This is a genomic window from Catenuloplanes niger (assembly GCF_031458255.1).
Lineage (GTDB): Bacteria > Actinomycetota > Actinomycetes > Mycobacteriales > Micromonosporaceae > Catenuloplanes > Catenuloplanes niger.
Genome location: NZ_JAVDYC010000001.1, coordinates 253,539 through 276,786, shown reverse-complemented (window position 1 = coordinate 276,786; position 23,248 = coordinate 253,539). Strand labels below are relative to the sequence as shown.

24 protein-coding genes are annotated in these 23,248 nt (G+C 73.0%); 13 read left to right on the top strand and 11 right to left on the bottom strand.

Annotated elements, in window-relative coordinates; genetic code table 11:
- The first annotated feature begins 20 nt into the window (after nt 1-20).
- Complete coding sequence (locus tag J2S44_RS01220; RefSeq protein WP_310408070.1) at nt 21-611, top strand: TetR/AcrR family transcriptional regulator; 591 nt, start codon at nt 21-23, stop codon at nt 609-611.
- 415 nt (nt 612-1,026) lie between these two features.
- On the opposite strand, the gene J2S44_RS01215 is transcribed toward J2S44_RS01220, so the two are convergent.
- The 3 genes from J2S44_RS01215 to J2S44_RS01205 form a co-directional block, all read right to left on the bottom strand.
- Nucleotides 1,027-1,458 carry a type II toxin-antitoxin system Phd/YefM family antitoxin gene (locus J2S44_RS01215; RefSeq protein WP_310408068.1) on the bottom strand — a complete coding sequence of 144 codons (432 nt, stop codon included), beginning with the start codon at nt 1,456-1,458 and terminating at the stop codon, nt 1,027-1,029.
- Nucleotides 1,459-1,491: 33 nt separating this feature from the next.
- Nucleotides 1,492-2,040 carry a GNAT family N-acetyltransferase gene (locus J2S44_RS01210; protein WP_310408065.1) on the bottom strand — a complete coding sequence of 183 codons (549 nt, stop codon included), beginning with the start codon at nt 2,038-2,040 and terminating at the stop codon, nt 1,492-1,494.
- A 355-nt stretch (nt 2,041-2,395) separates the two neighbouring features.
- Nucleotides 2,396-3,073, bottom strand: a complete 678-nt coding sequence (locus tag J2S44_RS01205; protein WP_310408063.1) for a TetR/AcrR family transcriptional regulator — start codon at nt 3,071-3,073, stop codon at nt 2,396-2,398.
- A gap of 100 nt (nt 3,074-3,173) precedes the next feature.
- Between J2S44_RS01205 and J2S44_RS01200 the strand changes: the two genes are divergently transcribed.
- Genes J2S44_RS01200 through J2S44_RS01185 form a run of 4 tightly spaced genes read left to right on the top strand, consistent with a single transcriptional unit; the run spans nt 3,174 to nt 7,737 of the window.
- A complete protein-coding gene (locus tag J2S44_RS01200) occupies nt 3,174-3,899 on the top strand; it encodes an alpha/beta fold hydrolase (protein ID WP_310408060.1) in 726 nt (241 codons plus the stop codon).
- Nucleotides 3,900-3,915: 16 nt separating this feature from the next.
- The gene (locus J2S44_RS01195; RefSeq protein WP_310408057.1) at nt 3,916-4,335 is read left to right on the top strand and encodes an MEKHLA domain-containing protein; all 420 of its coding nucleotides are present in this window, start codon (nt 3,916-3,918) and stop codon (nt 4,333-4,335) included.
- 54 nt (nt 4,336-4,389) lie between these two features.
- Entirely contained in the window at nt 4,390-6,318 is a 1,929-nt protein-coding gene (locus J2S44_RS01190) for an alpha-glucuronidase (RefSeq protein ID WP_310408054.1), read from the top strand.
- 9 nt (nt 6,319-6,327) lie between these two features.
- The gene (locus J2S44_RS01185) at nt 6,328-7,737 is read left to right on the top strand and encodes a S28 family serine protease (RefSeq protein ID WP_310408051.1); all 1,410 of its coding nucleotides are present in this window, start codon (nt 6,328-6,330) and stop codon (nt 7,735-7,737) included.
- Here the strand turns inward: J2S44_RS01185 and J2S44_RS01180 are convergent.
- Entirely contained in the window at nt 7,712-8,125 is a 414-nt protein-coding gene (locus tag J2S44_RS01180; protein WP_310408049.1) for a DUF4395 domain-containing protein, read from the bottom strand. The genes J2S44_RS01185 and J2S44_RS01180 overlap by 26 nt on opposite strands.
- Nucleotides 8,122-8,556, bottom strand: coding sequence for a TlpA family protein disulfide reductase (locus J2S44_RS01175; protein WP_310408046.1), 435 nt, complete (start codon nt 8,554-8,556; stop codon nt 8,122-8,124). Before J2S44_RS01175 ends, J2S44_RS01180 begins: the two co-directional genes overlap by 4 nt.
- A gap of 95 nt (nt 8,557-8,651) precedes the next feature.
- Between J2S44_RS01175 and J2S44_RS01170 the strand changes: the two genes are divergently transcribed.
- Nucleotides 8,652-9,473, top strand: a complete 822-nt coding sequence (locus J2S44_RS01170; protein ID WP_310408044.1) for an SAM-dependent methyltransferase — start codon at nt 8,652-8,654, stop codon at nt 9,471-9,473.
- 208 nt (nt 9,474-9,681) lie between these two features.
- Here J2S44_RS01170 and J2S44_RS01165 read toward each other — a convergent pair whose 3' ends face one another.
- From J2S44_RS01165 to kdgD, 6 genes are read right to left on the bottom strand one after another with little or no spacing between them, the layout of a single operon-like run.
- Complete coding sequence (locus J2S44_RS01165) at nt 9,682-10,494, bottom strand: hypothetical protein (protein WP_310408042.1); 813 nt, start codon at nt 10,492-10,494, stop codon at nt 9,682-9,684.
- A 51-nt stretch (nt 10,495-10,545) separates the two neighbouring features.
- Nucleotides 10,546-10,917: a universal stress protein gene (locus J2S44_RS01160; protein ID WP_310408039.1), complete on the bottom strand. Its 372-nt coding sequence runs from the start codon at nt 10,915-10,917 to the stop codon at nt 10,546-10,548.
- Nucleotides 10,914-11,831, bottom strand: coding sequence for a 2-hydroxyacid dehydrogenase (locus J2S44_RS01155; protein WP_310408038.1), 918 nt, complete (start codon nt 11,829-11,831; stop codon nt 10,914-10,916). The genes J2S44_RS01160 and J2S44_RS01155 overlap by 4 nt, the downstream gene beginning before the upstream one ends.
- 24 nt (nt 11,832-11,855) lie before the next feature.
- Nucleotides 11,856-13,223: an enolase C-terminal domain-like protein gene (locus tag J2S44_RS01150; RefSeq protein WP_310408034.1), complete on the bottom strand. Its 1,368-nt coding sequence runs from the start codon at nt 13,221-13,223 to the stop codon at nt 11,856-11,858.
- Nucleotides 13,213-14,769: an aldehyde dehydrogenase (NADP(+)) gene (locus tag J2S44_RS01145; RefSeq protein ID WP_310408032.1), complete on the bottom strand. Its 1,557-nt coding sequence runs from the start codon at nt 14,767-14,769 to the stop codon at nt 13,213-13,215. Before J2S44_RS01145 ends, J2S44_RS01150 begins: the two co-directional genes overlap by 11 nt.
- Complete coding sequence (gene kdgD / locus J2S44_RS01140; RefSeq protein ID WP_310408029.1) at nt 14,769-15,701, bottom strand: 5-dehydro-4-deoxyglucarate dehydratase; 933 nt, start codon at nt 15,699-15,701, stop codon at nt 14,769-14,771. The genes J2S44_RS01145 and kdgD overlap by 1 nt, the downstream gene beginning before the upstream one ends.
- 112 nt (nt 15,702-15,813) lie before the next feature.
- Here kdgD and J2S44_RS01135 point away from each other — a divergent pair, with 112 nt between their 5' ends.
- The 7 genes from J2S44_RS01135 (at nt 15,814) to J2S44_RS01105 (ending at nt 23,102) form a co-directional block, all read left to right on the top strand.
- A complete protein-coding gene (locus J2S44_RS01135; protein ID WP_310408028.1) occupies nt 15,814-16,719 on the top strand; it encodes a LysR family transcriptional regulator in 906 nt (301 codons plus the stop codon).
- Between the two features lie 122 nt (nt 16,720-16,841).
- Nucleotides 16,842-18,392, top strand: a complete 1,551-nt coding sequence (locus J2S44_RS01130; RefSeq protein ID WP_310408027.1) for an ABC transporter substrate-binding protein — start codon at nt 16,842-16,844, stop codon at nt 18,390-18,392.
- Between the two features lie 5 nt (nt 18,393-18,397).
- Nucleotides 18,398-19,333: an ABC transporter permease gene (locus tag J2S44_RS01125; protein WP_310408024.1), complete on the top strand. Its 936-nt coding sequence runs from the start codon at nt 18,398-18,400 to the stop codon at nt 19,331-19,333.
- Nucleotides 19,334-19,370: 37 nt separating this feature from the next.
- Complete coding sequence (locus J2S44_RS01120; RefSeq protein ID WP_310408022.1) at nt 19,371-20,333, top strand: ABC transporter permease; 963 nt, start codon at nt 19,371-19,373, stop codon at nt 20,331-20,333.
- Between the two features lie 74 nt (nt 20,334-20,407).
- Nucleotides 20,408-21,421 carry an ABC transporter ATP-binding protein gene (locus J2S44_RS01115; protein ID WP_374727955.1) on the top strand — a complete coding sequence of 338 codons (1,014 nt, stop codon included), beginning with the start codon at nt 20,408-20,410 and terminating at the stop codon, nt 21,419-21,421.
- Nucleotides 21,418-22,389 (top strand): ABC transporter ATP-binding protein, encoded by a 972-nt coding sequence (locus J2S44_RS01110; RefSeq protein WP_310408020.1) that lies wholly within the window; start codon nt 21,418-21,420, stop codon nt 22,387-22,389. Before J2S44_RS01115 ends, J2S44_RS01110 begins: the two co-directional genes overlap by 4 nt.
- On the top strand, nt 22,386-23,102 hold the full coding sequence (locus tag J2S44_RS01105; RefSeq protein ID WP_310408018.1) for a sulfite exporter TauE/SafE family protein: 717 nt from the start codon (nt 22,386-22,388) through the stop codon (nt 23,100-23,102). Before J2S44_RS01110 ends, J2S44_RS01105 begins: the two co-directional genes overlap by 4 nt.
- Nucleotides 23,103-23,248: the final 146 nt, after the last annotated feature.

The window sequence follows — 23,248 nt, the reverse complement described above, 5'->3', positions numbered from 1 at the left end:
CCTGCAAGTACAGTCTGGGGGTGACCACCAGGAAGGGCGCCGCGACCCGGCGGCGCATCGTCGAGGCCGCCGCGGCCGAGATCCGCGAACGCGGCATCAACGCCGTCACGCTCGACGACGTGTGCCGGCGCAGCCGGACCGGCAAGAGCCAGATGTTCCACTACTTCCCGCAGGGCCGGGAGCAGCTGCTGCTGGCCGTGACCGAGTTCGAGGCCGCGAACGTCTTCGACGACCAGCGGCCCTACCTGGAGGAACTCACCTCCCGCGCGGCCTGGCAGGCGTGGCGCGACCTGATCATCGGCAACTACCGCGACCGCGGCATCCACTGCCCGCTCGGCGTGCTGATCGCGGACGTGGGCCGGCACAGCCCCGCCGCGCGAGCGGTCACGGCGCAGCTGATCCGGCGCTGGCAGGAATGCGTCCGGCTCGGCGTCGAGGCCACCCAGGCCAACGGCGAGGCGAACCCGGCGCTCGACCCGGAACGCACCGCCGCCGCCGTGATCGCCGCGATCCAGGGCGGCGTCAGCGTCCTCATCTCCACCGGCTCCGCCGACCACCTCGAGGCCGGCCTCGACCTCTGCCTCGACCACCTGCTGCTGCCGGCCTCCTGACCACTTCTCCTTTCCCGCTTCCGGCGTGGTGGCGTCCCCCGTGCTCCCGCGGGCACCGGTCGTCGCCGGCGCTCCTCCCTGCCGGTCCCGCCGTGGTCACGGCAAACCCCACCGGCCCGACCCGCCACGGCGTCCCCGATGGCATGGTCTCCCGGCCGGCGGTGCCGGCCGGATGTCCTGACCCCGCCACGGCGCAGCCGCCGGTGCGGTCGCCCGGCCGACGGTGCCGGCCCCCGGCGGTAATGGTCAGCCGTCCTGACCGGCACGGCGCGGTCGCCCGGGGGCGGTGACGTCAGCGATCTGACCGGTCGCGGCGGCGTCGCGCGGCCGGCGTTTTGGTGGCGCCGCGCGGCCGGCGTGGTGGCGGTGGCGTCGCGCGCCGGCGTGGTGGCGCCGGGCGGCCGGCGTGGTGGGGTCAGGCGGCCTGGTGGCGGTCGTCGCGGAGCAGCGGGCGGTGTGCCGCGCGCAGATTGTCGACCGCGGGGTCGCGGCCGGGTGGACTGCGCCGGTCCAGCTCGGACCAGGCGTCCGCCAGCGCCCGCACGAGCTCGTCGGTCTCCGCCGCGTGCCGTGCCAGCAGTTGCGCGCGCAGCTTCTCCAGGCGTGCGGACCAGCCGGCCGCGCTCTTCTCCGCGCGGCGGGCGGCCGCCGCGGCCTCCGCGGCGCTCTGCGCGGCCGGGACCGGGACGAGCGCGGCGAGCGGCCGGTCCCCGTCCGCGATCACGGTGACGATGTCGGCGGGACCGGTGCGGGCGAGGAGGTGTGCGAGACGCGTGCGCGCGTCCCGCTGGGAGATCACCTGCCGTGGGCGGGGCTCTTCGGCAGGGATCGGAGTCAGATGTGCCATGCCGCGCACGATGCCACGGGGGTACGACATTTTTCAGCGCGCCGCCCATTCCGCCCGGTCGAGCGCGTATTCCACGTCGCCGTGCTCGGCACCCGGAATGGTCTCCGGCCACTCGCCGAAGAACGTCCGCACGTACCGCAGGCCGGCCTTCTCCAGCACCCGCCGCGACCGCGCGTTGACCGTCATCGTGTCCGCCACGATCCGCTCCACGCCCAGCTCACGGAACGCCTTGTCGACCAGCGCCCGCGCGCCTTCGGTCGCGATTCCGCGCCCCCACGTCGCCTTGTGCAGCCGATAACCGAGATCCACCACGGTCCGGTCCGCGCTCGCCACCGGTGACAGCGCGAACCACCCGGCGAATGCCCCGGACTCCTTATCGAACGCGGCCCACGCACCCCGATCCGGATAGTCCCGGATGAATGCCGGGAGCGTCCGCTCCACGACGGCTGATTGCGTCTGCGGCCTCCCGCCGGTGAGGAACTCCATCACCTCGGGATCCGAGTGCAGCGCCACCACCAGGTCCACGTCGTCCGTGGTGAACTCCCGCAGCACGAGCCGCTCGGTCCGCAGAAACGTCTCCACGGCCCGATCCTTACCGGTGACGGACGTGGCGGCCAGCGATTAACCGGTCGACCCACCCTCGCGGGTCGGCGCGGTCGTCACCCCGCCGGCGGAGCGCGCGTTCGGCGATCCCACCGGCCCCGGATCTGGCCCGGTCGAGCGTCTCCGCCCCGAGGTTCCGGACGGCGTCGGCGCCGTCCGGGCCGGGTTGACAAGACCTTGGTGTCGACCGTGTCCAGGCGGGCCATCAGGCGCTCCGGGACACGCGCTCGAGCCGGTTCTGCCGCGCGGCCCGGAGCGCGAGGCGCGCACACCGGCGTGGGACGCCCGGCCCGGCGATGTGGTGCCTCGATCGCCGTGCCGGGCGGTGGACCGGTCAGGGGCGCAGGCCGGCGATGAGCAGCAGCACCAGGCGGCGGGCGTCGTAGCGGGAGTTCCGGCCGGCGCCGGCGCAGATGCCCCCGACGGCCCACATCAGTTCGGCGGCGTCCTGGCCGGGGCGGATCTCGCCGGACTCGGCCGCGGCCGTGAGCAGCCGGGCGCAGACCGGTTCGAGGCGCTCCAGGAAGTAGGAGTGCAGCGGGTCGTAGCAGGGGTCGTCGGACTGCAGCACCGCGGCCAGGCCGAGCTTGGTGATGACGAAGTCGACGAACGTCTCGAACCACTGCCGCAGCGCCGCGTACGGGCCGGGGGCCGAGGACAGCAGCTCCGGGCCGGCCGCGGCGAGCGCCTCCACCTGGTGCCGGTAGACCGCGATGATCAGGTCGGCGCGGGTGGGGAAGTGCCGGTAGATCGTGGCGGTGCCGACGCCGGCCTCGGCCGCGATGTCGCGGATCGGTGCCTCCACGCCGGACCGGACGAACACCGCGGCGGCGGCGTCGAGCAGCGCCTTCTGATTGCGCCGCGCGTCCGCCCGCCTCGGCCGCGCCACCGCCCCACCGGAACCGTCCACCGCCGCACCGGAACCGTCCACCGCCGCACCGTCCACCGCATCGGCCCCCGCCGCACCGATCCCGGCCGCCACCGGGTCACCCGTCGGCACTGTGTCGTGCATCGCCCACACCCCCGTTCCGTAAACGGGACAGTGTCCCGTATCGTCGAAACGGGACGTCGTCCCGCTTTGTTCGTCATCCTAGCCGGGAGGCAGTCACCCCATGAGCACCTACCTGCTGGTTCACGGCGCCTGGCACAGCGGCGAGGTCTGGGACCGGGTCGTGCCGCTGCTGACCGCCGCCGGGCATCGCGTTCTCGCGCCCTCGCTGACCGGCCACGGCGACACCGCGCACCTGCTCACCCCGGACGTCGGCCTGGACACCTACGTCGACGACGTCACCGGCGTGATCCTCGCGGCCGACCTCACCGACGTGATCCTGGTCGGGCACAGCTTCGCCGGCCTGGTCGTCTCGTCCGTCGCGAACCGGGTGCCGGACCGGATCGGCCACCTGGTCTACCTCGACGCGATGGTCCCGGTCGACGGCGAGACCGCGGTCGACGTCATGCCGATCACCGCGACGCTGATCGAGGCCGCGGCCGCGTCCGGCACGCCGTGGCGGATCCCGCCGCTGCCGGAGCTGCCGGCGCCGCACGGCCTGTTCGGCGTGACCGACCCGGACGACCGGGCCTGGGTGCGCGGCATGCTGGTGGACGAGCCGGTCCGCGCCTACCGGCAGCCGGTCCGGCTGGACGACCCGGCCGCCGCCGCGATCCCGCGGACCCATATCCACTGCGTGGGCCTCGAGGTCGACGGCATCACCCGCCGCCCGGTGCCGGCGACCCAGCCGAACGGCACCCCGGCGCAGGTTCGGGAGCTGCGCAGCGGCCACGACTGCATGGTGACCGTCCCGGATGAGCTGGCCGCGTTGCTGCGCACGCTCGGCTGAGCAATATTCTCGTCCGATGAGGACGATCGAGGCCACGCTCGCGGACAGTTTCACCCGGGTCGTCGGCGAGCGGCTGCTGCCGGACGGGCTGACCGGCGCGGCGGCCGCCACCTGGCTGTACGAGGCGCCGTTCGGCCTGCTCGCCCAGGACGACGCGGCCGACCCGCGGTTCGTCTACGCGAACCGCACGGCGCAGCGGCTGTTCGGCTACGACCGGGACGAGTTCGTCGGCCTGCCGTCCCGGTTGTCCGCCGCCGCGCAGGACCGGGCCGCGCGGGCCGCGTTCCTGGAGTCGGTGCGCAGCCAGGGTTTCGTGCGCGGTTACCGCGGGCTGCGGGTCGGTCGCGACGGTCGTCCATTCTGGATAGCGGACGTCACGGTGTGGAACCTCGAGGCCGGTCAGGCCGCGCTGATACCCCGCTGGGCGGACGCCTGAGACGGCGTTGACAGCGGGGCGGCGGCGATCCCAGAATCGCCTGGGAGGCCCGCATTGACGAATGTCACCGTTCACCCGGCGTGGTTGCCGGCCGGGGTGTGGCGCCCGATCGGCAGCCGCCGGGTCCGCGTCGACGTGCCCGGCACGGTCCGCGACGAGGTCGAGGCCGCCGTCGCCGCGCACGGCGGCGAGCTGGTCACCTCCGGCGACGCCGACCTGATCCTCACGCTGGCCGGGCCGGCCCACCATGGCTACGCCATCGTCCGCGAGCAGCGCGCGACCACGGTCACGGCCGCGACGCACGCCGGGCTGCTGCACGGGCTGTTCGCCACGGTACGGATGGGGGAGTCCGCGTTCACCCCCGGCCCGCGCGTCGACAGCGCTCCGGCGTTCCCGCGCCGCATGCTCGACCACTGGGACAACGTCGACGTCCACCCCGTGATGGGCCAGGTCGAGCGCGGTTACGCCGGCGGCTCGCTGTTCTGGTCGGCCGGTGCGCTGCGCACCGCCGACCTGCCGCGGATCCGCGACTACGCCCGGCTGCTGGCCGGCGTCGGGATCAACGCGGTCGCGCTCAACAACGTCAACGTGCACGCGACCGAGGCGCGGCTGCTCACCGACCGGCTCGCCGAGATCGTGCTGCTGGCGGAGCAGTTCCGGCCGTACGGCATCCGCGTGCACCTCGCCGTCACGTTCGCCGCGCCGATGCTGCTCGGCGGCCTGGACACCGCGGACCCGCTCGACCCGGCCGTGCGCTCCTGGTGGGCGCTCACCCTCGCCGGTGTCTGCGAGCGGATCCCGGACTTCGGCGGCGTACTGGTCAAGGCCGACTCCGAGGGGCAGCCGGGCCCGTTCGCCTACGGCCGCACGCACGCGGACGGCGCGAACATGCTGGCCGAGGCGCTCGCGCCGTACGGTGCGACGGTGCACTGGCGCGCGTTCGTCTACGACCACCGGCAGGACTGGCGGGACCGTTCCACCGACCGGGCCCGCGCCGCCTTCGACCACTTCACGCCGCTCGACGGCGCGTTCGCCGACTCCGTGATCGTGCAGGTCAAGCACGGCCCGATGGACTTCCAGCCGCGCGAGCCGGTGTCGCCGGTGCTGGCCGCGATGCCGCGCACCCGGCTGGCGCTCGAGTTGCAGGCCACCCAGGAGTACACCGGCCAGCAGAAGCACGTCTGCTACCTGGCGCCGATGTGGTCGGGCATCCTCGGGTTCCGGCCGCGCGGCGACGACGGGCCGCCGATCGCCGGCACGGTCGCGGAGGTGGTCGCGGTCGCGAACACCGGCGACGACCCGTTCTGGACCGGGCACCCGCTCGCGCAGGCGAATCTCTACGCGTTCGGCCGGCTGGCCTGGGACCCGACGCTGACGCCGGGCGAGATCCTGGACGAGTGGATCACGCTGACGTTCGGCGCGGACGACGGTACGCGGGCGGCGCTCCACGCGATCATGGACGACTCGTGGCGCACGTACGAGAGCTACACCGCGCCGCTCGGCGTCGGGTTCATGGTCCGGCCCGGTCATCACTACGGCCCGGACGTGGACGGGTACGAGTACACGCCCTGGGGCACCTACCACTTCGCGGACCGGGACGGCGTCGGCGTGGACCGCACGGTGGCGACCGGCACCGGGTTCGCCGGGCTCTATCCGTACCCGTGGAGCGAGGTCTTCGAGTCCCTGGCCGACTGCCCCGACGAGCTGCTGCTGTTCCTGCACCACGTGTCCTACACGCACGTGCTGCGGTCCGGCCGGACCGTGATCCAGCACATCTACGACACCCACTTCGACGGGGTGGCGCGGGTGGCGGCCGCGCGGGAGCGCTGGCGGCGGCTGAGGATCGACCCGGACGTGCACGCCCGGGTGGCCGCGCTGCTCGACGAGCAGTTGCGGTCCGCGATCGAGTGGCGCGATCAGATCAACACATATTTCTTCCGCAAGTCCGGGATCGGGGACGCGTACGGCCGGATGATCTATTAGGCTCTGTCAATGCGTAGTCGTCTGCTGACGGTCCTCGTCCTCGTGCTGGCCCTGATCGCACCGGCCGTTCCGGCGTCCGCGGCGGCTCCGGCGTCCGCGGCCGACGATCTCCTCGACCGGCTGTCCGCGATCCCCGGGCTGACCGTGGTGTCCGAGAGCGCGCCCATCGGCTACCGGTTCTTCGTGCTCACCTACCGGCAGCCGGCCGACCACCGGCACCCCGGGCGCGGCACCTACGAGCAGCGGCTGACGTTGCTGCACCGCTCGTCCGACGCGCCGGTCGTGCTCGCCACCAGCGGTTACGGGCTGCCCGCCACGCCCACCGCGTCGCGCACCGAGCCGACCCGGCTGCTCGACGCGAACCAGGTGTCCGTCGAGCACCGGTTCTTCACGCCGTCCCGGCCGTCCCCGGCCGACTGGTCCGACCTGACCATCTGGCAGGAGGCGACGGACGAGCACCGCATCGTCACCGCGCTGAAGTCGGTCTACTCCGGCAAGTGGATCCAGACCGGCGCCAGCAAGGGCGGCATGACCTCGGTCTACCACCGCCGGTTCTACCCCGGCGACGTGGACGGCGTGGTCGCCTACGTCGCGCCGAACGACGTGCTCAACAACCTTGACGGCGCCTACGACCGGTTCTTCGCCACCGTGGGCGACGTGGCCTGCCGGCGCGCGCTCGACGACATGCAGCGCGAGGCGCTGAAGCGGCGCGACCGGCTGGTGCCCCGGCTGGCGGCGGCCGCGACCGCGGCCGGCTGGACGTTCTCCCGCACGCTCGGCACCGCCGACCGCGCGTTCGAGATGACCGTGCTGGACACGGTGTGGGCGTTCTGGCAGTACCGCACGGCCGCGGACTGCGCGACCGTGCCGCCGGTGACCGCGACCGACGACGAGATCTACGCCTGGTTCGACGCGGTCGCGGGCTGGTCGTTCTACACCGACCAGACGCTGGAGTACTACTGGCCGTACTACTACCAGGCCGCGACCCAGCTCGGCTGGCCCAGCCTGCGCTTCGACCACCTGCGCGGCCTCACCCGGTACCCCGGCCTCTACAGCGCGCTGTCCGCGCTGCCCCGTGAGCTGCGCGCACCGCACAACCCGATCCCGATGCTGGACGTCGACCTGTGGGTGCGCACGGCCGCGCCGCGCATGCTGTTCGTCTACGGCGAGAACGACCCGTGGGGCGCGGAGGCGTTCACGCCCAGCCGCCGCGACTCGTACCGGTTCGTGGCGCCCGGCGCGAACCACGGTGCGAACATCTCCCGGCTGGCCGCCGACGACGCGGCCGCGGCCACGGCCACGCTGCGCCGCTGGGCGAACGTGACCGGGGCCATGGACTCCGCGCGGGTGGCACCGCTGCCGTTCGACGACATGCTGCCACCGGCGCGCGGGGTCAGCGGGGCGCGAGCCGTCGGATGATCAGGTACGTCCGGCAGCCGAGGCAGAAGCCGAACGCCGCGTTGAGGAACGCGGCGAACAGCGCGAAGCCGGTGAAGATCATGCCGATCAGCGGCGCGCCGGAGAGGTAACCGATCGTCGCGATCACCGTGAAGATCATGCCGACCAGCTGGGCGAACCGCGGCGGCTCCGGCGCCTCCAGCTCGGCGGGCGGGGCCAGTCGCGGCGCGACCAGCGTGCGGTAGATCAGGCCGTACGGGCCGTGGCGCAGGCTGACCGCGCCGATCGCGAAGACCACTGTCTGCGCGAGCGCGAGCCAGCCGGAGCCGGTGACCAGCACGATCGCCAGGACGACGGAGGTGATCGCGGCGCCGAATCGCGGGCCGCGCGGGTCTATACCGTTGTTCACTGTTCTTCTTTCTGAAGGGCCGCGATCGCCGCGAGCACCTGGGGACGGGTCGGCACGCCGCCGGCCCGGCCGACGATCCGGGAGTCCCGGTCGATGACGAGCGTGGTCGGTGTCGCCCATATGTTCAGGGCGCGCACCGCGTCCAGATGGCTCTCCGCGTCCACCTCGACGTGCCGGACCCCCGGCACGTCCCGGCCGACGCCGGCCAGCACCGCGCGGGTCGCCCGGCACGGCTGGCAGAACGCGGTGGAGAACTGCAGCAGCGTCACCTCGCCCGGCGGCACGCCGAGCGCGTCACGCAACACGGGATCGAGGCGGTGCTCGTCCACCGCGGCCTCCGCTCTGATCCGGCCGTCCCGGGCGCGCCACCACAGACCGAACACCGTCGCCGTGAGCAGCACGATACCGAGCGCAACCGCTCCCTCGTACACGCGCAAAGCCTGACACCCCAGGTAGGAAATAGCCACGTAACGGGCATCACCCGGTCGCTTGTGGACCATCCGATCGTGAGCGCTATCGTGCAGGCGTGGACGACACGAGCGCGGCCGCCGCCGCCCCAGGAATCGACCCGTCCGTGGCGCACCCGGCCCGGCGCTACAACTACTGGCTGGGCGGCAAGGACCACTTCGCCGCGGACCGCGCCTCCGGCGACGAGCTGGAGAAACACTTCCCGAAGGTGCGGGACGGCGCGATCGCCAACCGGGCGCTGCTGCAGCGCGCCACCCGGTTCCTCGCGGCCGAGGCCGGCATCCGGCAGTTCCTCGACATCGGCACCGGCCTGCCGACCGCGGACAACACGCACGAGGTCGCGCAGCGGCACGCGCCGGAGAGCCGCATCGTCTACGTCGACAACGACCCGCTGGTGATGGTGCACGCCCGCGCGCTGCTCAACAGCAGCCCCGAGGGCCGGACCGCGTACATCGAGGCGGACCTGAACGACCCGGAGTCGATCCTCACCGACCCGATCCTGGGCGAGACGCTGGACCTGACCCAGCCGGTCGGCCTGATGCTGATCGCGGTCCTGCACTTCATCCACGGCGACGGCGCCGCGAAGCCGGTGGTGGGCCGCCTGCTGGACGCGTTGCCGTCCGGCAGCTACCTGGTCGCCACGCACGCCACCTCCGACTTCGGCACGCCCGAGCAGCAGGCGCTCTACCGTCAGCTGGTCGAGGCCGGCCGGTCCGACGTGTGGACCCGACCGCGGGACGAGTTCGCCGCGCTCTTCGACGGCCTCGAGCTGATCGAGCCGGGCGTCGTCCCGGCCAGCGAGTGGCGCCCGGACCCGGGCACGGCCATCCCGGCCCGCTCCGACATCAACGTGTGGACCGCGGTCGGCCGCAAGCCCTGAGTCCACGCCGCGGCGCCCGGCTGCGGCCGGGCACCGGCGTCCAGGTGCCCGCCGCGCCGGCGCCTGCGTCACCCGCCCGCCGCCGGCGTCACCCGCCCGGCGGCGCGTCACGCGGCCGGCACGGCGCCACGCTGATCGGATCTCCGGCGGCCCCGGCGGCCTCGAAGCGCCGCCCAGGCGAGGACGGCGACAAGGTCGCGGCGGGGGGTCAGGCCGTGACCGACTCCGCGAGGGCGCGGTGGTCGCCGGCCAGGCCGCGAGTGTCGCGCAGACCGGCGTCGTCCGGGCTGACCAGGTCGCCGTGCCGCACCCACACGTCGGTCGGGCGGATCAGGTAGTTGGTGGTCAGGACGGTGGCGCGGTGGGCCAGCAGGAACTCGAGGATGCCGTGCAGGCGCCGGCTGTCCCGGGACCAGTGACCGAGCGCCGGCACGTGCAGCACCGCGTCCCCGGTGGCAGCCCGGCGCAGGCGGTCGAGCAGGCCGTCGTCGGTCAGCGGGGGAAGGCCGGGGACCGGCGCGGTCGGCAGCGTCAGCGTGCGCTGCCCGCCCGCGGCGAACCCGTCGGTGAGCGCCTCCAGGCACGTCCACGCGCGCGGATAACGCCCGGCCAGACCCATGAACGGATGTATCCCGGCCAGCCCGACCGGTTCCCGCAGCCGCGCGCCGAGCAGGTGGGACAGCGGCGCGGCCGCGTAGCGCAGCACGGCCGCCACGCCGTAGCTCGGCGCGCCGGCCCGGACCGCCTCGTCGAGCAGGCTGTTGCGGACCACCAGCGCGACCTTGGCCTTCAGGTCGAGTGGCGCGTCGGCCGGTTCCTGCGCGAACGCCTCCTCGACGAACGGCGCGATCAGCACGTCCTGCTCGCGGGTGGGCAGGCTGGCCAACGCCTCGGCGCGGCGCAGCACGTCGACGGCGATGCGGTGTGCGAGCTCCACGGGGACCTCGCACACGTCGATCAGCATGCCGGGCAGCGTCTGCTCGCAGTACGCGACCATGAACCCCGGGTCGGGAACCGTCATCGTCCCCGAGAATATGGTCGGCGACGACCGTAACGCCGGACAATCCGCAGATCAGGCGCCGGCCGGGGGCTTGACCGCGAGCACCGAGCAGTGCGCCTCCAGCAGGATGCGCTGGGCGAGGTCGCCGACCAGCATCTTGCCGATCGGTGACCGGCGGCGCATGCCGACCGCGACCAGCACCACGTCGTCCTCGTAGGAGGCGTCGATCACCCGGGAGGGCAGGTCGCGGGTCTCGCCGTCCGCGATCGTCTCCGTGCTGACCGGAACATCGCCGGCCTCGGCCGACAGCCGGGACAGCACCTGCTCCGGCACGTCGCCGAAGACGGACAGCCGCGCGCCGCGCAACCGTGCCTCCTCCGCACCGCGCAGCAGCGCGGCCCATCCCTCGGCCCCGCGCGTCCAGGCCACGACGACGACGCTCATACCGGCGTCACCAGCGTTCCGTCGGCCAGGAACCGGTCGAGGTTCGCCAGGACCAGGTCGGCCATCGCCTGCCGGGTCTCGACGGTGCCGCTGCCCAGGTGCGGGGTGAGCACCACCCGGTCAAGACCGAACAGCGCCGGGGGTACGTGTGGCTCGTCCGCGAACGTGTCCAGTCCGGCGCCGGCGAGCCGCCCGTCGACGAGCGCGGCGACCAGCGCGTCCTCGTCGACGACCGACCCGCGGGAGACGTTGACCAGGAAGCCGTCCGGGCCGAGCGCGGCCAGCACGTCCGCGGAGACCAGGTGCCGGGTGTGCGCGCCGCCGGACACGGTCACGATCAGCACGTCCACCGCGCCGGCCAGCTCGGTCACCGACCCGGCGTAGCGGTACGGGACGTCGGAGCGTTCCGTCCGGTTGTGGTACGAGATGTCGCAGCCGAAGCCGGTCAGCCGGGTGGCGACGGCCAGCCCGATCCGGCCGAGGCCGAGGATGCCGACCCGGGCGCCGCTGACCTTCCGGGCGAGCGGCGGGTTGCCGTGGGCGGGCCAGTCGCCGCGGCGCACGTGGCGGTCGGCGGCGGACAGCCCGCGCATCACGTCGATGGTCAGCCCGACCGCGGTGTCCGCCACGCAGTCGTCGAGCACGTCCGGCGTGTTCGACACGGCGATCCCGCGGCGGCCGGCCTCGGCGACGTCGGTGGTGTCGTACCCGACGCCGAAGTTGATGATCGCGCGCAGCGCCGGGAGCCGTTTCATCAGCGCGGCGTCGACGCCGGTCCGCCCGGACGTGACGGCCACGGTCACGTCGTCGAACTCGTCGTCGGTGAACGCGTCCGGCAGTTCGCGCGCGTCGTACCGGGCGGCGAGCGCGGTGGACAAGGCGGGCATCAACGGCCCGACCTGCAGCACGGTCATGAGCAAATCTCCGATCGAGGGAAGTCAGCGCACCAGCGCGGGCCGTTTCGGGTCGAACGTCCAGCCGGGGATCAGGTACTGCATGGCGACCGCGTCGTCCCGGCCGCCGAGCCCGTGCGACAGGTAGAGCTCGTGCGCGGCCGCCAGCCGGTCCTCGTCCAGCTCGACGCCGAGCCCCGGCGTGGCCGGCACCGTCACGTACCCCTGCCGGATCGTGAGGGGGTTGGTGGTGAGCCGTTGCCCGTCCTGCCAGATCCAGTGCGTGTCGATCGCGGTGATGTCGCCCGGTGCCGCGGCCGCGACGTGCGTGAACATGGCGAGCGAGATGTCGAAGTGGTTGTTGGAGTGCGATCCCCAGGTCAGCCCCCACGCGTCGCACAGCTGCGCGACGCGCACGGACGCGGCCATGCCCCAGAAGTGCGGGTCGGCCAGCGGGATGTCGACCGCGCCGGCCCGGATCGCGTGCCCGAGCTGCCGCCAGTCGGTCGCGATCATGTTGGTCGCGGTCGGCAGCCCGGTCGCGCGCCTGAACTCGGCCATCACCTCCCGCCCGGAGTAGCCGTCCTCGGCGCCGCACGGGTCCTCGGCGTAGGCGACCACGTCGCGCATGGCGTGCCCGAACCGGATCGCGTCGGCGAGCGGCCAGCCGCCGTTCGGGTCGAGCGTGATCCGCGCGTCCGGGAAGCGTTCCTTCAGCGCGGTGACGGCCGCGACCTCGTCGGCGCCGGGGAGCACGCCGCCCTTGAGCTTGAAGTCGGCGAACCCGTACCGCCGGTGGGCGGCCTCGGCCAGCGCCACGATCGCGTCCGGCGTGAGCGCCGGCTCGTCGCGCAGCCGGAGCCAGTCGTCGGAGTCGGTGTGCGCAGCGGCGCGGTAGGCCAGATCGGTGCGGGCGCGGTCGCCGACGAAGAACAGATAGCCGAGGGTACGGACCCGGTCGCGCTGCCGCCCCTCGCCGAGCAGATCGCACACGGGCACGCCGAGGTGCTTGCCGAGCAGGTCCAGCAGCGCCGCCTCGAGCGCGGTCGCGACGTGCACGGTGATCCGCAGGTCGAACGTCTGGGCGCCGCGCCCGCCGGAGTCGCGGCCGGCGAAGCGCGCCCGGACCGCGCGCGGCACGGACGACCACGCCGCCACGGACGCGCCGACCACCAGGTCCCGGGACTCCTCGAGGGTACGGACGATGGCCTCGCCGCCGGGCACCTCGCCGACGCCGACGCTGCCGTCCGAGGCGGTCAGCACGACGACGGTGCGGGTGAAGAACGGGCCGTGCGCGCCGCTGAGGTTGAGCAGCATGCTGTCCTGCCCGGCGACCGGCACCACCCGCATCCCGGTCACGGTGGGCGTGTTCACTCCGGCGTGGGGATGGGTGGCTCGGGTGTCACCGGCCATCGGTCCTCCTCGGCACTCCCAGCGTGTTCGCGTCGTCCAGCCCGGCCGGCAGCAGCTCCGCGGGCAGGTTCTGGTAGGCGACCGGGCGCAGGAACCGCTCGATCGCGGCCGTGCCGACCGACGTGGTGCGCGCATCCGACGTGGCCGGGAACGGCCCGCCGTGCACCATCGCATGCCCCACCTCGACGCCGGTCGGCCAGCCGTTGACGATTATCCGCCCGGCCTTGCGTTCCAGCAGCGGCAGCAGCGCCCGCGCCAGGTCCAGGTCCTCGGCGTCCGCGTGCACGGTGACGGTGAGCTGGCCCTCCAGGTCCCGGACGATCTCGTGCAGCTCGGCGACGGAGGCGGCGGTGACGATCAGCGAGCTGGCGCCGAACACCTCCTCGGTGAGCAGCGGGTTCGCGTCCAGCTGCGCCTTGGTGGTCCGGAACAGGACGGCGCGCCCACCGGCGGCGAGGGCCGGGTCGTCCTGCCCCTGCGCGACCAGGGTGACGCCGGGCGCGTCCCGCAGCCGGCCGACGCCGTCGGTGAACGCGCGCTGGATGCCGGGGGAGAGCATCGGCGCGGCCGGGACCGGGCGCAGTGCCGCCCCGGCCGCGTCGCCGAGCGCGTCGACGCCGGGGCCGTCGAGCGTGATGACCAGGCCGGGGCTGGTGCAGAGCTGACCCTGGCCGACCGTCATCGAGCCGACCAGCCCGCGGCCGATCTCCGCGCCGCGGTTGCGCAGCGCGCCGGGCAGCACCAGGACCGGGTTGATGCTGGACATCTCCGCGTAGACCGGGATCGGCTCGGGCCGGGCCGCCGCGGCCGCGACCAGGGCGAGCCCGCCGCTGCGGGAGCCGGTGAAGCCGACCGCGCGGATCCGCGGGTCGGTGACGAGCGCGATGCCGACCTCGCGGCCGGAGCCGAACAGCATGGAGAAGACGCCCTCGGGCAGCCCGTGCTTCGCGACCGCGGCCTGGACGACGCGGCCGACCAGCTCCGACGTGCCCGGGTGCGAGCTGTGCGCCTTGACGACCACCGGTGCGCCGGCGGCGAGCGCGGCCGCGGTGTCGCCACCGGCGACGGAGAACGCGAGCGGGAAGTTGCTGGCCGCGAAGACCGCGACCGGGCCGAGCGGTACGAGCCGGCGGCGGATGTCCGGCCGGGGGAGCGGGGCGCGGTCCGGCAGCGCCGGGTCGACGCGCACGCCGAGGAAGTCGCCGTCGCGGACCACGCTCGCGAACAGCCGCAACTGGTACGTGGTGCGGGCCAGCTCGCCGGTGGCACGGGCGGCCGGGATGCCGGTCTCCACGCCGACCCGGGCGACGATCTGCTCGCCGATCTCGTCGAGCCCGTCCGCGATGGTGTCCAGCAGCGCGGCCCGGGTCTCCAGCGGCGTCTCCCGGTAGACGTCGAACGCGGCCTCGGCCAGCTCGGCCGCGCGGGCCACGTCCTCGACGCCGCCCAGGCCGTACGCCGGCTCCAGCTTCTCGCCGGTCCGCGGGTCGATCGCGAAGAACTCGCCGTGCGTGCCGCGGTACGCGGCGGCGCCGATCAGCAGCATCAGGCCACCCGCTCGATCGACGGGGTCGCGGCGATCAGCGCGCTCAGCTCGGTCAGCTCGGACTCGGTCAGGTCGGACAGCGGCGGCCGGACCGGCCCGGCGGAGCGCCCGACCGCGGTCATCCCGGCCTTGACGATCGACACCGAATATCCCGCGCGCCGGTTCCGGATCGCCAGGTACGGCAGCACGAAGTCGCGGATCCGCGCGTACACGTCGTCGCGGTCCCGCTTGATCACCGACTGGTAGAAGTCGCTGGCCCACTGCGGCGCGAAGTTGAAGATGGCGCTGGAGTAGGTGGTGGCGCCGAGTTCGAGGTACGGCAGCGCGTACGTCTCCGCGGTCGGCAGCCCGCCCACGTAGACCAGCCGCGGGCCGAGCATCGCGTAGAGGTGCGCGACCACGTCGATGTCGCCGATGCCGTCCTTGAACCCGATCAGATTCGGCAGCTCCTCGGTCAGCTCGATGAACGTCTGCGGCGAGAACCGCGCGTTCGCCCGGTGGTAGACGATCACGCCCAGTTCGGTGGCCCGGCAGACCGCGCGCACGTGTTCCTTGAGCCCGTCCGCGTCCAGCTCGGTGAGGTAGGGCGGGAGCAGGAAGATGCCGTCCGCGCCGGCCGCCTCGCCGTCGCGGGCCATCTCGACCGCCTGCGCGGTGCCGTACCCGGCCGGGGCGATCACCGGGACGCCCGCCTTGGCCTCGGCGACGGTGGCGCGCACGATCCGGCCGACCTCGGCCGGCGTGTGGCAGAAGAACTCGCCGGTGCCGCCGGACGCGAACACGCCGCGCGCGTCGTAGCCGGACAGCCACTGCAGGTGGGCACGGAACGCGGACTCGTCGAAGGTCAGCTCCGAGGTCATGTGCGTGACCGGGAAGCAGAGCAGACCGGACCCGAGTGTGTCGCGCAGTGCGGTGGGCGAGAACGAGGTCATGGAGGCTCCCGAACCGAGGCGATGGGTACGCCGACGGTAGGCAGATCTCGCGATACCTGTCCAAGACGGAAGATGCATGATGTGATACCGGAAAGGTATAGGAGGGGCGCGCATGTTCAGTCTCGATCAGCTGCGAGGTTTCGTCGCGGTTGCGGAGGAGGGCAACTTCGGCCGGGCCGCCGAGCGCCTGCGGATGACCCAGCCGCCGCTGAGCCGGCAGGTGCAGAAGCTGGAGCGCGCGGTCGGCGTGGACCTGCTGGTCCGCACGCCCCGCCTGGTCGAGCTCACGCCGGCCGGCCGGGTCTTCCTGGACGAGGCCCGGCGCCTGCTCAGCCTGGCCGCGGCCGCGCCGCTGCTGGCCCAGCGCGCGGCGCACGGCTCGCGCGGCACGCTGCGCGTCGGGTTCACCGCCACGGCCGCGCTCAGCGTGCTCGGCGAGTGGGTGAAGTTCCTGGACGATCGGCTGCCCGAGGTGCACCGGGTGCTCCGCGAGATGATCACCGACCGGCAGATCGAGGCGCTGGCCGCCGAGGAGATCGACATCGGGTTGCTGCGCGGCGTGCCGCGCGGCGCCGAGCTGGAACAGCTGCTGGTGCATGCGGAGTCGCTGCTGCTGGCCGTGCCGCGCGGGCACCCGCTGACCCGGCTCGGGCGGGCCCCGTCGCTGGCCGACGTGGCCGAGTCGAGCGTGGTGACGTACTCGCCGGTCGAGGCCCGGTACTTCCACGACCTGGTCGTCTCCACGTTCCGGGCGGCCGGTGTGCAGCCGTCCTACGGCCAGCACGTGACCCAGGTGAACAGCGTGCTCGCGCTGGTCGACGCCGGCCTCGGGGTCGCGCTGGTGCCCGCCTCCGCCTCCGTCATCACGCTCCGCAATCTGCGGTTCCTGCAGGTCGAGGAGGTCCCGGACGACTGTGTCGAGGTCTACGCCGCCTGGCGTGGCGACAACGACAGTCCGACGCTCGCGGTGCTGCTGGAGCACGTCCGGGCGTTACGGCGAAGTTTCCCGGGGCCTTGACGGAGTGATGTGGCCGAAATTACGGTGGCGTTCACCAACGAGGATCGCGTCTTCATATGTAGACAACGCTTGTGATGAAGGCTCAGATTCCCCCTGCCGGCTCGTGGAAAGGCCAGCGGAATATGAACGTCAATCTCCCCCGTACGACCGGGGCCGTCGCGCTGATCGCTGCGCTGACGATGACCGGTTGCTCCGTCGCCAACTCCGGCAACTCGGGGGGCGGTGCGGCCGGCGGCACGCTGCGCATCGTCCTGCCCCAGGAGCCGCCCACGCTCGAGCCGTGCGAGGCCTCACTGACCGCCACCGGCGTCGTGACCCGCTCCAACATCACCGAGCCGCTGCTGGAGCGGAACCCGACCAGCGGCGAGCTCGAACCCAAGCTCGCCACCGCCTGGACCCAGACCGAGCCCACGCTGTGGACCTTCACGCTGCGCCCCGGCGTGACGTTCTCCGACGGCGCGCAGTTCACCAGCGCGGACGCGGTCGCCGCGATCGAGCGCACCGCGAACAACACCACGCTCGCCTGCAACGTGCAGGGCTACGTGTTCGGCCAGACCGGCAAGCTCACGCTGGCCGCGCCGGACGCCACCACGGTCACGGTCCGGACCGAGGCGCCGGACCCGCTGCTGCCGCTGCGCGTGTCGTTCATCGAGATGACCAAGCGGGACATCAGCACCACGGAGAAGGTCCGCGAGCCGATCGGCACCGGGCCTTACAAGATCGCCTCCTGGGCGGCCGGGCAGAAGCTCACGCTGACCGCCTGGGACGGCTACTGGGGCACCAAGCCGGCCTACCCCACCGCCGAGTACCAGTGGCGGGAGGAGGGCACGGTCCGGGCCGCGATGGTGGTCAACGGCGAGGCCGACCTGGCCACGAACCTCGGCGCGGACGACGGCGCCGGCGACACCGCGGTGCAGTACCCGAACAACGAGACCACCGCGCTGCGCTTCACCACCGACCAGGCGCCGCTCAACGACATCCGGGTCCGCCAGGCGATCGACATGCTGATCGACCGCGAGGGCATCATCACCTCGCTGTTCGGCGGGCTCGGCAAGCCGGCCAGCCAGCTGATCGGCCCCGGCGTGGTCGGCTACAACGAGTCCATGACGCCGACGACGTACGACCCGGCGGCCGCGAAGGCGCTGGTTGACGCCGCGAAGGCGGACGGCGTACCGGTGGGCACGCAGTTCCGGATCATCGGCCGCACCGCGCAGTTCCCGAAGATCGCGGAGAGCATCGAGCTGATGCAGAGCGCGTTCGCGCAGGCCGGCCTGAACGCGAAGATCGAGATGATGGACACCTCGGCCCAGCTGAAGTACCAGCTGCGCCCGTTCGTCCCGGACGCCGGACCGGTCGCGCTGATGGTCATGCACGGCAACCAGGCCGGTGACGCCGCATTCACCGTCGGGCAGTACTTCGCCACCGACGGCGCGCAGAGCACCGGCGGCAACGCCGAGCTGGACGCGAAGATCAAGGCGGCGGCGCCGCTGACCGGCGACGAGCGCCAGGCCGCCTACGCGGACGTGTTCAAGACCCAGACCGACGCGGTACGCGGCTTCGCCTACCTGGCGAACATGGAGGCGGTGCTCGCGCTCAGCAAGTCGGTCGACTACCGGCCGGACGCGGCCACCGGCGACGAGATGCGCCTCGGCGACATGAAGCCGAAGGCCTGACACATATGCTGACGTTCCTGCGCCGACGCGCACTGACCAGCCTTGTTCCCCTGCTGGCCGTGGTGCTGGGTGTCTTCGTGCTCGCCCGGCTCACCGGCAACCCGGCCTCGCTCTACCTGCCGGAGAACGCCACCGCCGAGGCGCGGGAACAGTTCAGCGCGGCCAACGGCTTCGACAAGCCGATCTGGTCGCAGCTGCTCGACTACCTCGCCGGTGTGACGCGACTCGACTTCGGGACGTCGCTGCGCACCGGCGAGGACGCCGCGACCATGGCACTGCGGGCGTTCCCCGCCACGCTCCAACTCGCGGTCGTCACCATGATCCTGGCCTGCGCGGTCGCGGTCGGGGTCGGCTGCTGGGCCGCGCTGAAGCCGAACGGCCTCGGGGACCGGATCTCCGGCATGCTCAGCATGACCGCGGCCAGCGTGCCGGATTTCTGGCTCGCCATCCTCGGCATCTGGGTGTTCGCCATCATGCTCGGCGTGCTGCCCACGTCCGGCGTCGACGCCGGCGGCGCCAGCTGGGTGCTGCCCATCGCGGTGCTGATGGTCCGCCCGGCCGGCGTGCTCACCCAGGTCGTCCGCGGCGCGATGATCTCCGCGCTCGGTTCGCCGTACGTAAAGGTCGCCCGCGCCAAGGGTGCGGGGGAGGGCCGGGTGGTCGCCCGGCACGCGCTGAAGAACGCGGCGCCGCCCGCGCTCACCGTCGCCGGCGACCTCGCGGTCGGCCTGATCAACGGCGCGGTCGTGGTCGAGACGATCTTCGGCTGGCCGGGCATCGGCAAGTTGATGATCGACGCGATCCTGCAGCGCGACTTCGCGGTGCTGCAGGCCGCGGTCGCGCTCACCGCGATCAGCATCTTCGTGCTCAACATCGCCATCGACATCGGGTACGCGCTGCTCGACGCCCGGGTCCGGAACAAGTCAGGAGCGACGGCATGAACCCGCGTCGCCACCACGGCACCGAAGGGAGCCCGGCATGAGCGCCACCACGGCTCCGCCGGCGGCCGGCCCGGACGAGGCCGCCGCGACCAAGCCCAACTACGTCCGGATGCTGCTGGCCGACCCGCTGGCGTGCGTCGCCGCGATCGTGCTGCTGGTCGTCGCGTTCATCGCGGTCTTCGGCCGGCAGTTGGCCGGGCCCAGCGCCGTCAACGGCGACCTGGCCCTGTCCCGGCTCGCGCCGTTCGGCACGGAACACGGCTGGCAGTACTTCCTCGGCGGTGACCTGCTCGGCCGCAGCCTGCTCGGCCGGCTGATGGTCGCCACCGGCACCACGATGAGCGTGTCCGTGCCCGTCGTGCTCATCTCGCTGGTGATCGGCGCGTCCGTCGGCATGTGGGCCGGCTACCACCGCGGCTGGCGGGAGACCGTCGCGATGCGGATCGCGGACGTGGTGCTCAGCTTCCCGTCCCTGCTGATGGCCGTGGTCGTGCTCTACATCTTCTCGCCCAGCATCGCCAGCATCATCGCGATCCTCGCCATCACCCGCATCCCGGTCTACCTGCGCACCGCCCGCGCCGAGTCGGCCGAACTGCAGTCGCGGATCTTCGTGGACGCGGCCCGCACGTTCGGCACCCCGAGCGGCGCGATCATCCGCCGGCACATCTTCCCGATCGTGCTGCCCACCCTGCTCACCGTCGCCACGCTCGACTTCTGCTACGTGATGCTGGCCGAGTCGTCGCTGAGCTTCCTCGGCATCGGCGTGCAGCCGCCGGACGTCAGCTGGGGACTGATGGTCGCGCAGGGCCGCGACCAGCTGCGTACCGAATGGTGGTTGTCGGTCCTCCCGGGCCTGGCCATCGTCATCACCACGGTCTCGGCGAACCTCCTGGCCTCCTGGGTACGCCTGGCGACCGACCCGGGCCAGCGCTGGCGCCTGACCACGCCCCGTCGCAAGCGCCGTCGCGCGGCGCCCGTCCCCGGTCCGGAGGGAGCATGAGCGAGCGTGCCAGCGAACCGGCCGGCCCGGTGCCGGCCACCACGATCCAGCAGCGTGAAGGGGAGTCCGGCAGGATGAGCACGCACACCGCGGACGCGCCGCCCGGAACCGGTCGCGGCGACACGGTCGGCATGCGGGTCGACGGGCTCACCGTCGACCTGCACACCCCGCGCGGCACCGTGCGCGCGGTCGACGGCGTCAGCTTCACCGCGCACCGCGGGCGGACGCTGGCGCTGCTCGGCGAGTCCGGCTGCGGCAAGAGCATGACCGCGCAGGCCGTGGTCGGGCTGCTCGAACCGATCGCGGAGGTCACCGGCGGCACGATCGACATCGACGGCGAGGACCTGCTGACGGTGAGCCGCAAACGCCGCCGCCAGCTCGCCGGCCCGGCGCTGTCCATCGTCTTCCAGGACGCGCTCACCGCGCTCAACCCGGTCGTCAAGGTCGGCGTCCAGCTCGCCGAGCCGTACCGGATCCACCGGAAGATGTCAGCCAGGGCCGCACGCGCGGAGGCGATCGAGCTGATGCGGCACGTCGGCATCCCGGAGCCGGAGTCGCGCGCCGACTCGTACCCGCACCAGTTCTCCGGCGGCATGCGGCAGCGCCTGCTGATCGCGATGGCGGTCGCGCTGTCCCCCAAGGTGCTGATCGCGGACGAGCCGACCACCGCGCTCGACGTGACCGTGCAGGCGCAGATCCTGGCGCTGCTCGCCCGGCTGCGCCGCGAGCACGACATGGCCGTCATCCTGATCACCCACGACCTGTCCGTGGTCGCGGAGGAGGCGGACACGGTCGCGGTCATGTACTCCGGCCGGATCGTCGAGACCGGGCCGGTCACCGACGTCTTCGAGGACCCGCGCCACCCGTACACCCGCGGTCTGCTCGAATCCGTGCCGGTCGACGCGGAACGCGGCGCCGACCTGCGCTCGATCCCCGGCTCGCCACCGGACCTGTTCTCCGTCCCGCCGGGCTGCCCGTACCAGGCGCGCTGCCCGCTCGTCATGGACGTCTGCCGGACCGACCGGCCGGCGCTGACCGATCACGGCGGCCGAGCCGTCGCCTGCCACGCCGCCGAGGGGGCACGATGACTCTGCTGGACGTTCAGGGGATCACCAAGACGTTCCAGGTGCCCAAGGGCCGGCTGCGGGCGCTCGACGGCATCGACCTGCGGCTGGCGAAGGGCGAGACGCTCGGACTGGTCGGTGAGTCCGGCTGCGGCAAGTCCACGCTGGCCCGCACGCTGATGCTGCTGGAACGCCCGGACTCCGGCACGGTCCGGTTCGGCGGCGTCGACCCGTTCGCGCTGCGCAAGGCCGACCTGCTGCGTCACCGGCGGCGGGTGCAGATGGTGTTCCAGGACCCGTACGCCTCGCTCAACCCCCGGCTCACCGCGGCCGACATCATCGCGGAGCCGTGGCGTACCCACAAGGATCTGTACTCCTCCGCGCGGGAGCGCGCCGCCCGCGTCGCCGAACTGCTCCATCTGGTCGGCCTGCGCCCCAGCGACGCCAACCGGTACCCGCAGGAGTTCTCCGGCGGCCAGCGGCAGCGGCTCGGCATCGCCCGCGCGCTCGCGCTCGGCCCGGACGTGGTCATCTGCGACGAGCCGGTGTCCGCCCTGGACCTGTCCGTGCAGGCGCAGGTGCTGAACCTGCTCAACCGGCTCCAGCGGCAGCTCGGCGTGTCGTACCTGTTCATCTCGCACGACCTGTCCGTGGTCCGGCACGTCGCGGACCGGGTCGCGGTCATGTACCTCGGCCGGATCGTCGAGACCGGCACCACCGCCGAGGTCTTCGGCAACCCGCGCCACCCGTACACCAAGGCGCTGCTCTCCGCCGCGCCCACGCTGCGCCGCACCGACCGGGAGAAGAAGGAGCGGATCCTGCTCACCGGCGAGCTGCCGTCGCCGATCGACCCGCCGTCCGGCTGCCGCTTCCGCACCCGCTGCTGGCAGGCCACCGACGTCTGCGCGCGCACGCCGCCGCCGGTGTCCGTCGTGGACGGTCACGCCGCCGAGTGCCACTTCCCGCTGACGCTCGCCGACGCGGCACGGTGAGCGGCTGGGCCTACGCGCTGCTGTCCGTCACCGTCGTCCTGGCCGGCTGCCTGCAGGGCTCGATCGGCTTCGGCATGGGCATGGTCGCCGCCCCGGTCGTCGCCATCGTCGATCCCACGTTGCTGCCCGGCATGCTGATCATGCTGGCCGCCGTCCTCACGCTGATCGTGACGATCCGCGAGCGCGACTCGATCAATCTCGCCGGCGCCGGCTGGGCCCTCGCCGGCCGGGTCCCCGGCACCGCCGCCGGCGTGGCGCTGGTCGCGCTGCTGCCGCGCACCTGGCTGTCGCTGCTGCTCGGCGCCGTCATCATCTTCGGCGTCGTCTCCGCCATCGGCGGCTGGTCCCCGGAACCCACCCGCCGCACCACCGCGCTGGCCGGCGCCGCCTCCGGCATGCTCGGCACCGCCACCTCCATCGGCGGCCCACCCATGGCCCTGGTGTGGCAGCGCTCCACCGGCGCCGGCCTGCGCGGCACCATGTCCACGTTCTTCCTGGCCGGCTCGCTGATGTCGCTGGCCGGCCTGCTCGCCGCCGGCCAGATCGGCCCGGCCACGCTGCGCACCACGCTGTGGTTCCTGCCCGCGACCCTGGCCGGCTATCTGCTGTCCCGATACGTCAACCGGTTCATGAGCCGCGCCCGGCTGCGCGCCACCGCGATCGTCACCTCGCTGGCCGGCGCCACCGCGCTGATCGTCAACCAGCTCGTCTAATTAGTGGGCTGTCCACGGGCGTTCGCCGGATTAGGGACACGCCAGGCGGCTTGCGCCGTTCGGCGATACTCGCTTGGCCCGCGCCGGATACGACGGACAGGCACCACGCGATCGCTGCGACTGTGCAGCCGGAACGAGCCGACCAC